The sequence below is a fragment of the Psychrobacter sp. CX97 genome, from assembly GCF_057396285.1.
This window is the reverse complement of record NZ_JBXYJE010000009.1, coordinates 1-11,747: the sequence shown is the minus strand read 5'-3', so window position 1 is coordinate 11,747 and position 11,747 is coordinate 1. Positions and strand designations below refer to the sequence as shown.

Genomic DNA, 11,747 nt, shown 5'->3' with positions numbered 1-11,747 from the left:
AGATGGAATTACCCATTTACCTTATTAAAATCTGCGATTGTCAGCGACCGCAGTGTTATTTTTGGTAAGACTGCGGTCGCTACGTGCTATCTTATCGGCACGGTCATTTAGGCTTTTGGTTAGGTATTGTCATTATGGATGTACCGTGCTGCGGCGAATGAGCCATATAAAGTAAAGCCCCCCTATAATGGCGGCAATAGTGCCAGCCGGCAGCTCATAAGGAAAGATGATATAACGGCCTATCCAGTCGGCCAGCACCATTACCCCTGCTCCCAGTAGCGCTGCCAATGGCAACTGTTTTTCAAGTTGTACAGCGCCCAAAGAGGTCGCTAAATGAGGCACCATCAGTCCAATAAAGCTCAACGGCCCTACCGCCAAGGTGCTGACCGTACTAAGCGCAGCAACCACAATTAATAGTGACAGCCGATAAGCGGTAACCTTAACGCCTAAGCTGCGGGCAACCGGCTCGCCTAGCCCTAATACGCGTAAGGGCTTAATCAATAACATGCTCAGCACTAGGAGAATCGCAGCGGCGGTAATCAAATACCAAACGGTTTCTGGACTAGCGCTATAAGTCGTGCCAGATAACCAACTGAGCATCGCCTCAAGCCTTGGATCACCGGAGAGTTTGACCATGCTCATTACGCCATCCATCATAGCGGCAATCCCAATACCGACTAGTAGTAAATAAGCAGGCGTGACTTTGCTTGCCAGCCAAATAATCAGCAGCAACACTAAGAACGCCCCTGCTAGTCCCGAACCGACCAAACTCAGTGCGCCTGCTTTAACACCAAACATAGGTAATAATAAAAACCCAGTAATCACACCTAAAGCCGCACCTGAGCTAATACCAAGCACTTCAGGGCTGGCCATTGGGTTTCGGGTTAATGTTTGTAATAGAACCCCCGCTGTCGCTAGCATCACCCCAGTAGCAGCAGCACTAAAGGTGCGCGGCAGTCGGTATTGACTGGTTAACGCCCAATTGGTACTCAAGGTAACACCTGAGATATCTTTTACCAATACGCTTACAACAGCAATTAGCAGCAGTAATCCCACTGTCCAGAGATGCCAGTTAATGGCTTTGCGTTGCGGGCTTAGCATAGGAGTAATCGGCGCCACACCTTGACGTCTTTGACGTAAAATAAGCCAAATAATCAGTGGTGCACCTAAAATACCAGTGATAGAGCCTGCCGGTATCGGCATACCTAGTACAGGCTCTAAAAGCAGCCCTACATTACTGGTGAGCCAAAGTAATAAAGCACCGAACCCAAAGGCTGCAATCAATCTACGCCCAATATGAGCAATACCTAACGCATTGACCAAACTGGCAGCAGCCAGACCGATAAATCCAATCAGGCCCACTTCACTAATGACCAGCGCCGTCACAACCGCAGAGATGCCAATCACGATCAAACGCAAAGCATTAATAGGCACTCCCAGACGCTTCGCTTGCATATCATCAAGGCTCATCAGCGTTAATGGCTTTAATAAAGGCACGCTCAGAGCTGCCAATACGGCGACTGAAATTAACAGCTTCATACTGGTATGCCAGTTATTCTGAGTCAAAAACCCTGCCGCCCAAGACAACACACCCACACTGCGCTCGGTAAAAAACAGCACCAAGGTACTGGCTATAGATGCCAATAAAATATTAACCACCAGTCCGGCTAAAACCAATATCAGCGGATTAAAACGACTCGGTGCCGACAAACTAAATACCAAGCCTAAGCTAAAGAGAGCTCCAACAAAGGCAATCCAGACACCGCCATAAATAGCCAAGCTTGGCACAAATAAGGTAGTAATCAATAAGGCTAATTGAGCGCCTGTACCAATGGCCAAAGTGGTATCAGAGGCCAGCGGGTTTTTTACCAGTTGCTGTAATAACACACTGACCACCCCCAGCAGACCCCCTGCCAATAAAGCCACTAAACTGGTCGCAACCAGTTTTAGCTGTATTGCCATATCCGCAACATCAAGTACAAAGCTTGGTTTGAACAGATCCATTAACGGCAGTGACCACAGTGTGTTGATTAAAACAGCACTGCTAGCACCAATGCCCAGCAGCAATAACAGTAATAATGCCCAAGCCCGCCAATGCTTAACCTCTACCGCTGAAGATAAAGATGAGGCGGTAAACGTGGTATCTGCCATTGCTTGTTTTTGAGGCGGTTGACACTTTTGAGAGGTGTTTTTCGAGGTATGCCGAGTTTTATTGGGGGTAGGTTGACGATTATTTGATGTCATGCGTGCGGCCTCCAACTAAAGTTGCTGAGGCAAGATTTTCTGCCAGACTTGTGAGTGATGCCATACCACCATAAATCCATATCGGCGGCAAAATAGTCATACAGCGGCTATTGGTGGAGGTATTGGGATTGGCACCATAGCCCAAACGCTGCCAAACCAAACTGTCTTGTATTTGGTGCTGCGTTATTGGATTAAGTGGCCTAATTACCAACAAACACACATCAGAATCAAGCTGGGTAAGATCCCCCATTTGGATAGGCACAAACCCCCAGTCATTGCCTTTATCCAGTGCTACTAACTGACGTTCCATTTGATTGAGCACCGCATTAAATAAGCTATTGTTTGCATACATCCGCATATTATTGGCATCAACAAACTGAACGACAGCAAACTTTTTGACCGCAGGGTATCGCTGTTGGAGTTTCTTTGCTGCCTGCTCAATACGCCGCTGACTCTCATCGATATAACGCTCTGCTTGTGCTGGATTATCAATCAGCGTGCCAAGCTCACGTGTCGGCTCTGCATAATCAGACCACTGAGCAGTGTCATCTTGACTGGCAAACATAACCGACTGGGCTGGGACATTACCATACACCCCACGTGAGTGCTCATAAAAAAAGTTATCTATAATTAAATCGACAGCCAGCTGCGCTGCAAGCTCAGCATTTGGTAGGTAGCGTATGCCTAAGTCATGCACAGAATCTGGTAGTTTAGGCTCATCAACCCATTGATCCCATACTCGGGTATCCCCAGTTGCAATTGGTGGGTGCCCCATGGCGGTCAGCGTGGCGGCTACACCCCAATCAGGTGACACCACATGAAGAGAGGAGGCCAAATGATTGTTTGCTTCATCAGTCGTATCTGCATTTGCAGAAGCTACTGCATGAGCATTCGGCTGTGCTTGCGCAGTCTCTAATGCTTGATCGGTGTGACCGCAGCCAGTTATTGTTAATATCAGAGCAGCACAGCCAAATGTGAGCAGCTGTTTAATAGCGGTATATTTGGTAGCAATAGAGGGAATAAAAGTAGCTTTTGTGAGACAGCGAGTAAAGACAGTTGGCGTAGCTGAGGCAGCTTTATTAGGGATAGATAGCTTCTTTTTGAGGAAATACATGCGGACTTTCATACTACACCACTGCTACAGGTTGACCGTTAATCGGATGGGTTAATAGCTGCATATCCACATTAAAGATATCTTTTAGCACGTGTGGCTGCATGATATTGACCACCGTATCATCGTGGCATATCTGTCCTGCTTTGAGCGCAACAATACGGTCTGCATATTGAGCAGCAAGATTAATATCATGCACAATCATGACCACACCCAAGCCTTGGATATTTACCAGCTCTCTGATCAGCGCCATAACCTCTATCTGATAGCCTATATCCAATGCCGCCAGTGGTTCGTCCAATAGCAAATACTGCGTATCTTGAGCCAAACACATGGCCAACCACACCCGTGCCCGCTCCCCGCCTGACAAGGTAGAAACAATACGATCAGCAAAAGGCACCACTTGGGTTAAGCGCATCGCCTCATTGACTTTGTCACGGTCTATTTTGCTGGGTTTTTGTAGCCATTTTTGATGCGGATAGCGCCCTAACATCACAAGCTCACTGACGGTAAAGGAAGCAGCATCAGGCAGCTGCTGCGGCAAATAGGCCAGCTTTTTTGCCAAATCCTTACTGTCATAAGCATTAAGCGGCATATCATCCAGACTTAATGACCCCGCACTGGGTGTCATCTCTCCGGCCAACGCTTTAATGAACGTAGTTTTCCCCGATCCATTATGTCCAATTAATGCCACCAATTGGTTAGGGGTAATCTGGCAATGAATACCATGTAATAGCGTATTGTCTTGACGAGTTATAGAAAGCTCTTGGGCTTGTAACATAAAATTGCCGTATTTAAAGTGAGGAAAAATAAAGCGATACGAGATATGTTCATCTAAATATTATATTATACATTACGAATGTTAATAAAAACAATTCTCATTATTAAATGACCTTTACCCCATTACACCATGCCTTTGTAGTAATGAGAATCATTATCTACTATAATTAAACAAATAACAGACGATCCTCTACACACGCTCATCGAGATATTGTATGACCAAAACCATCGACTCCCTAAATAAACCCTCAGATGGTCAGCGTCACTCGCTGACACCTATCCATCACCCCGATGCACAACATATCCTTGGTCATATTAATGAAGAGCACACTGAAGATTTGTCTGATTTAATACGTGTGTTCCATCACATTGACCCATCGCAGCTACAAAATGCCCCTATAAAGTTAGTTAAAATCTATCAGCAAGGATTTGATATTCAGGTACAACTGACCACCGATACCGAAACAGAGCACCTTTATTTTATTGCCTTTGATGCCCCTATCGAGAATATAGAGGAGCTACCTCTACAATTTGTGCTTCTTAAACAAAAAGCGGATAAACAAATTGGTAAAAGAACCATCAAGTTAACTGATAAGTATTTTGAGGTAAAAGAGCGCTATTATGTCACTAAGAATATGCTGCGCTTGGTCATAAGCCCATTATCACAACCCCTTGGAGACAACCAGCAGGATAAGCAGCATAAGCAACACAATGACCCCTACCATTACCCGTGCTCAGTAGATACGGTGCTGATTCAAGAAGCAGGTTATGCTTATTTGTTTGATTTAGCTACTTTTGACCCTGTCTCATTTGAGCCAATAACAAACCAGGCTACCAAAAAAAGCAAAGTTCGCCAGCACTGTTATTACACCTTGCGTAAGGCATACCAAAATGAGTTAGACTCTGGTAAACCATTGGCATGGATTGATATTTTTATTCATGGCGATACACCAGGCGGAAACTGGGCAATGGCACTGCAAGCAGGAGACATCATCAAGACCAAACGTGAAATCCCAGAAAAACTCGCTCATCTTGGTGCACTTGGTGGTGGCTCAAGCACCCTTTCAACAACTGATGCAAAAATCAGTAGCAATAACGGTCAAACACGCTGTCTATTGATTGCTGATGAAACATCAATACCAACAGTGGCTAGGTTATTAGAGCTTTGGACACAGCCCACGCCACCATTGGTTATTTGTGTCACCCAAGACCCAGCAGATCAGGACTACCTTGAACAAGTCGACTTTAGCAATGCTCTAACCGATAGGCCAATTATCTTGCCACTTAAGACGAATGAGGGTAAATTTGAGACATTGGCTAGGCGTATTGACGCCTGTTTGGAAAATTATTTAAATGAAAATCCCACCCATATAAACCGAGTATGGGGTGCTCTTGAAGCCAGCACCACCAAACAGCTACGCCGACTATTACAGTCAAGATTGGGGCTGACACGCTCAGAGATAGTTGTTAAGGTGTATTGGCGCCGCTAGAGCGGATGTATGCTTTATTCAGTATAAAACAGGGCTTTGGCTATTAACGGGCTTTGGCTATTAACAATATATAAGCTATGGGATTTATGTTGGTATATTTGTTGGTATAAGCAAAATAGTAAAATATTAAACCTTTAATTAATAATCAACAACTTATCTATACAATGTGGTTAATACTGGGCGCACCAAATTTATTAAAAAGATCATATAGAAAGGCTTGCCGTATTACGGCAAGCCTTTCTTGTGTCTAAGACTATCAACTTATTATTAAGACATTTTAAACCTTACTTTTTAGTTTATAGAAAAAAACGCCCCCCTAAGGAGACGCTTTTATTAATTTTAAGTTAATTATTATAGTATCGTTGGCGTATTATCAATGTCCAAGTAAACTTTAACTGATCCAGCTTCAAACATATTGTAACCTGCTTGATCGCTGTTAGCGCTCTCTGTAAATCCTTGTAGATTGATTGTATCCTGATCATTGGCATTAATAAACAAAGTATCACCTGGTGTGCCTGCCGCATTTTTAGTGATTCTTTCAACAAGCGCTTCAGTAAGAGTCAAAGTCTGTGAAGAAATATCCACTAAATCAATGATTTCAATATCGCGTATGGTAACTCTGCCTAAGAATCCAGTCACATCCTCATCTCCAACATAAGAATCGAATTTAAGAGTATCTGTACCAGCATCACCATCAATTAGAGCATCTTCAAAATCTACGATTAAAGTATCATCGCCATTATTGCCATTTAAGTAGTCCTTACCAGTCCTACCTTGTAAGACGTCATTTCCACTACGTCCATATAACTGATCATCTGAATCATCACTACCGATAATCACATTATCAGTATTATTACCAAGCAATTGAAGGGTATTTACATATTTAACAGTCGCAATAGCTTCTGTAGTGAACCCGCCATCACTAATCTTATAGTTAAATTTAGCAATACCATCTGCATTATAAGTGACGGTTACTCCATTAGCATCTACAATTGAACCAACTGCTATTGGCTCAAAGTCAGTTGCACCATTAAACTCAGTAGCAAGTCTTGTATTGTCATTAGCCATTAGAGTTAAGGCATCAATGTTAACAGTCTCAACTTGGTTTGTAATGATAAAATCATTATTGGCTGTTAAACGATAGACATCAATTAATTGTTCTGATGCCACAAGATCCCCATCAGCATCACGCACATTAAAGTAAATTGGTTCTTTATACCCTAAAATAGTCGGTGCTGTTTGATAGGTATATTGACCCTTACTATATGCAGTGCCATCAGGTTTCACTCCGTCATCAAAGTGCAAATAAAATATACCGCCAGTAAGGCTTGACTTCTGTGTAAGCAAATGCTGCGATGGGTCATAAATAACTGTCGAACCATTATCAGCAGTAACTGTATTAGTCTCTTTATCATACTCATATGTTATACCGCCAACAGTTACTGAAACAAAATCGCCACCATCAGCCCCTAATCCCCCTATAAAGTCTGGAGCATTACCACTAATTAAGTATCTATCATCTGTGAGAGGGTTAGGTAATGAATTTAATAGCTGTTGCGATAGAATACTAAAGTCTGCTTGCTCACCATTCAAGTTTTCTCCATTAACCCCATCATAGGCTATAGGATCAAGGTTGGTTGCATCAACATCGTTAGGGTCTCCCATAGCATAGGCAAACGCGGTAATGCCTTCTGGTGCCATCGTACTACCAGAAGTTAACCAGTCAGTCCATTGTATTTCTTCATCTGCTTGAATACCATTATCAGGATTAGGCGCATATTCATTACCTGAACCATTCCTAACTGTACCAAAAATCCCACTGCTATCATCATCAGACCTGTTGTAAAAATTAGTAAAGCCGCCAGGTGTAATATAACTATCTCGAACTGTTGAATCCGACATACCAAAGGTAGCTTCACCATCGGTCAAAAAGTAAGTACGGTTATAGTCTGCATCAGCAATTGCCCCAGCATTATCAAACTGATTGATTGCTTCACGAAGCGCCGCATCATAGTTAGTGCCTCCTCCAACTACAAAATCAAATAAAATATCTATAGCTGCCTTACCCGTCAACCATTGACTACCGTTGACATCATAACCATCAGTAGAAAATTCAACGAACTGAAATTTGGCACTTCCTATGTCTTCATACGCTTCAACCATTTCAAGTATGGCATTTTGTGCCGCTTCTAGGCGGTTAAGGTTACGCTCATAAAAAGCAATGTCCCCAATGTTATTTTCATCAAATGTAACTGAGTATAGAACAGGATAACCATTCGCATCATATACTATATCACCTTCAGCTGTATATACATTTATACCTGCATTATAAATAGCATCAGTAGATAAATCACTTAATATAACCAACTCTCCATTACTGTCAAATATGGGGAATTCTTGAGTTATACCTGCATCAAAACCCATACTGCCCGAAGTATCAAGCACTATTTGCACATTGGATGTTACAGGCTCCAATAATATTGGCGATTTACCTTCAGCGACTGTTGGTCGATCGTCTTCAACAAATACACTTATAGGCATGGCAATTGAGCCATCAATACCATCATTAACAACTGTATTAAATTTTAGCTCTAGTACATCTTCACCATCATTCTTAGGATGATCTATAGCATGTAGCAAGGTAACCGAGTATGGTGCTTCATAATTGCCATTAACATTAATTGAACTCTCACCAACTTCGATAGTCATAACCTCAACGTCTTTACCATCTACTGTTGCTGTGCCTTTCAGCGTTCTATCAGCTGGTATCCATTCCCACGATACAACATTGCCTTGTACAGTAACGTCTGGGCCTGTTGGCTCAATGGTAAAGTCATTTGGATCAAAGTTATCAACGTCTGTAAAGGTAATAATGCCACCTGTATCAATCGCTGAGTCTGTTTGATCATCTTTAAGCTCTTTATGCTTCTCTTCAGCAATTGCTCGTGCCGCTTTTAAAGCCTCTTCTGCTACAGCGACCGCATCAATAAAGTCTTGATTAAATGGATCAGAAGCAAGGTTATTTTTTGCAGTTTTAACAGCTTGTAATTCAGCGGTCAGTTCGCTGTTGACAGCATCTTTAAACACAACATCAGCTTCATTGTAGCTCACGTCATCTGTAATACCATCATCAGCAGATGTAGCAGCCGTTAAACCTTCTTCTGATACGCGAGTAGAAGTAATCTCTAGGATTTGCGGTGCATCATTAGTACCTTGAATAGTAATATCTAGCTTAGCAATATCTTCAAGTAAATTACCATTTTCAAGCGTCGTACCATCACCGATAGTATAATTGAAGCTGTCCGTTAGTGTTGTCGCTTCAACTATATTTCCTTCATTATCCGTATATTTCTGATTTAGCTTCTGCACTGCTTCCAGCTCATTATTAATCTTATAGGTATAAGATCCATCAGCAGCAATCGTCAAGGTACCGTACAACCCAGCAATGGTTGTTGTACCAGAAACGGTTTCTTCTGTTCCAGCACCTTCATCAGCACCCGTTCTGATAGAAGTCACTTTAACTGGGCTTCCATCTTTGTCATCAGCAGCGTCATTAGCACTTCCACCTGTAATAACGTTACCTACTGCATCTACAGTTTTCTCAGATTGAGTAAATGTATCGTCAGTGATGTCGTTAGGTGTACCACCATCATCTACAAGTGTAAAAGTACCACCTTCTTCACTAGCAACGTTTGCATCGTCGTTAGCTGTGATGTCATCGTTAGTGATAGTTCCGATACCTTTCGCTTTTTCAATAACGGCGTTATCACTTGCGTTAGATAACTCTACATTAAATACTTCCGCGATTTCCCAAACTCTATCTCTTGTTACCTCAATAGTCACTTCCTGAGTCTGTGTAACAATTCCAGTTACAGGATCAGTCACGCTGTTTGCTGGATCAAAAGTTAATGTGTCGTTAGCGGCTATAAAGTCGTTAGCAGCTGTTGCTGTTCCATCAACAGTCTTCCAGTCTACTGTTACGTTTTCTTGAGCTTCACCTGTGAGTGTCACTGTAAAGGTGAGCTTGGTTGTTGCGTTCGGATCACTAGGATCTGGGTTACCTTCTTCCACTTTAACATCATTAATTGTGAGTTTAGGTTTCTCATCATTGTCTACAATAGTTGTTCTAACAGTATCTTTGTTAGTATCAACTGTCGCAGCTTCAAATCCACCAGCTGAAGGATTGCTAATAGAAACTTCATAAGTCTCATTACCTTCATACATTGAGTCATCTTCTGCGTCAACAGTGAATTCTATTGAAGAAGTGCCTTTAGGAATGGTTACCGTTGTCGTTGTCATTACTACATCATTAGCATCAGCAGTTAAGTCATTACCAGTCGCCTTATAAGTATAGGTAATATCAACTGTCATATCTTCAGCTGCTACTATTGGCTCACCATCTTCATCTCTGATAGTGACTTTATAAGTCGCTTCTTTACCTTCATTAACGTTTGTTGCACCAGTAAGCTCAACAGTTACACCATCTTTAGGATTGGTTGGGTCTGTACCGTCTTCGTCATTGATAGTACCCGTACCAGAATCTGACTCTCCATCTTTAGAGACCGTTACTATAGTAGTTTCGCCATCATCAGCTAAGTTGTCATCAATAGTTGGATAGCTTACTTTAAATTCAGTAACACCAGCTGGAACAGTTATCTTACCTGTTGTCGCATCATAAGTGACACCATTAGTGAACTCTAAGTTGGCAACATCAGCATAGTAATCTTCGTTTACGGTAGCAGTACCATCTACAATCGTGAAGTCATAAACTTCGTCTTTATCACTTTCTGAAACTTTAATAGTATGGGTTAGTTTGTCACCCTCTATCGCTGTAGCCTCTGAAACAGTAATATCAACCTGATCGTTATCTAGAATAGTACCAGTATCATTATCAACATTGATATCATATCCAGTATCAGTCGCATCAGACTTAGAAATAGCTAGTTTGATAACTTCTGATTGTTCTGATAATGAATCATCTTTTGGAGTGATAATAATTTCTGGTGCTTCTGTTGAACCATCTGGTATAGATAGTTCTACACCATTGTCAAAGAAGTCCTGAATTTCAGCAGCTGTTGTCAAAGTAACAGGATTGTTACTCGAATCTGTGTATGTTATTTGCTCAATATCATCCACACTGACAGCTGGGTCTTGCATTTTTTCAGGTTTAACATTAACAATTAGAGCTTCATTACTGGTTTTATTATTATCAATAAACACTTTGAAGTTTAGAGTATCACCAGCACCCTCAGTGGCTTCATCTTTAGTAGCATCAATGCTAACTGTCGGCTTGTCACCCTCTTCTAGTGTGCCGTCATCAGCTGGTTCATCCAGAATTCTGCCTGTCGCATCTGGATCTGTGATGTCATAACCTATCTGCTCATCAGTAGCTGTAGTAGGCTTGCTGATATCCAGTTGCAGCTCCTCTGACTTCTCATAAACGTCATCATCTTTAGGTGTGATAATAATTTCTGGCGCTTTGTCACTACCCGCTGGAATAAGAACGTCAATGCCATTGTCATAGAAGTTTTGGATATCAGCTAACTCTGTAAGCCTAGTAACATCACCATTTACATCAGTGTAGGTGATTGTGCCAATATCGTCAGCGCTTACACCATCAGCGTTATTTGGTTTAACATTAACAATACTGTCTTCTTCACTGGTCTTGCCATTAGTGATAGACACTTCAAATACTAACGAGTCACCAGCGCGTTCTGTCGCTGTATCTGTTATTACGTCAATTCCAATTTCTGGCTTGTCGCCCTCGGTTGGGTTGCCGTCTGCATCGGCTTCGTCTTTGATGACACCGGTGTCTTTTGTGCTGGCGCCTAGGTCAGCTCCGACTGGGTTGCTGATCTCCAGAACCACGTCTTCTGATTGCTCATAGATGTCGTCGTCTTTTGGTGTGAGCTTGATGACGGGGGCGTTGGTTTCTCCTGCAGGAATTAAGACGGTTGTGCCGTTCTCTAAGAAGTCGGCGATGTCGGCAGGGTCGGTCAGTACTACGGCGTTACCGTCGACATCGGTATATTCTATTTTGTCGATGTCGGCAGGCTCAATGCTGCTGTCATTGCCTAGTTTGACATTAACCGTGGTGTCGTCATTGCTTGGGTTGGTTTGAC

At 42.4% G+C, this 11,747-nt stretch carries 5 protein-coding genes; 1 reads left to right on the top strand and 4 read right to left on the bottom strand.

The window, feature by feature from the left end; genetic code table 11:
• Positions 1 to 132: 132 nt before the first annotated feature.
• Genes fhuB through AC2SLL_RS08445 form a run of 3 tightly spaced genes read right to left on the bottom strand, consistent with a single transcriptional unit; the run spans position 133 to position 4,136 of the window.
• Positions 133 to 2,244 carry a Fe(3+)-hydroxamate ABC transporter permease FhuB gene (fhuB, locus tag AC2SLL_RS08455; protein ID WP_486531256.1) on the bottom strand — a complete coding sequence of 704 codons (2,112 nt, stop codon included), beginning with the start codon at positions 2,242 to 2,244 and terminating at the stop codon, positions 133 to 135.
• Complete coding sequence (locus tag AC2SLL_RS08450; RefSeq protein ID WP_486531255.1) at positions 2,231 to 3,370, bottom strand: ABC transporter substrate-binding protein; 1,140 nt, start codon at positions 3,368 to 3,370, stop codon at positions 2,231 to 2,233. The genes fhuB and AC2SLL_RS08450 overlap by 14 nt, the downstream gene beginning before the upstream one ends.
• A gap of 1 nt (position 3,371) precedes the next feature.
• A complete protein-coding gene (locus tag AC2SLL_RS08445; RefSeq protein ID WP_486531254.1) occupies positions 3,372 to 4,136 on the bottom strand; it encodes an ABC transporter ATP-binding protein in 765 nt (254 codons plus the stop codon).
• 214 nt (positions 4,137 to 4,350) lie between these two features.
• Here AC2SLL_RS08445 and AC2SLL_RS08440 point away from each other — a divergent pair, with 214 nt between their 5' ends.
• Positions 4,351 to 5,625, top strand: coding sequence for an SIP domain-containing protein (locus AC2SLL_RS08440; RefSeq protein WP_486531253.1), 1,275 nt, complete (start codon positions 4,351 to 4,353; stop codon positions 5,623 to 5,625).
• A gap of 351 nt (positions 5,626 to 5,976) precedes the next feature.
• Here the strand turns inward: AC2SLL_RS08440 and AC2SLL_RS08435 are convergent.
• The coding region (locus tag AC2SLL_RS08435; RefSeq protein ID WP_486531252.1) for a Calx-beta domain-containing protein at positions 5,977 to 11,747 on the bottom strand (5,771 nt) is incomplete at its 5' end.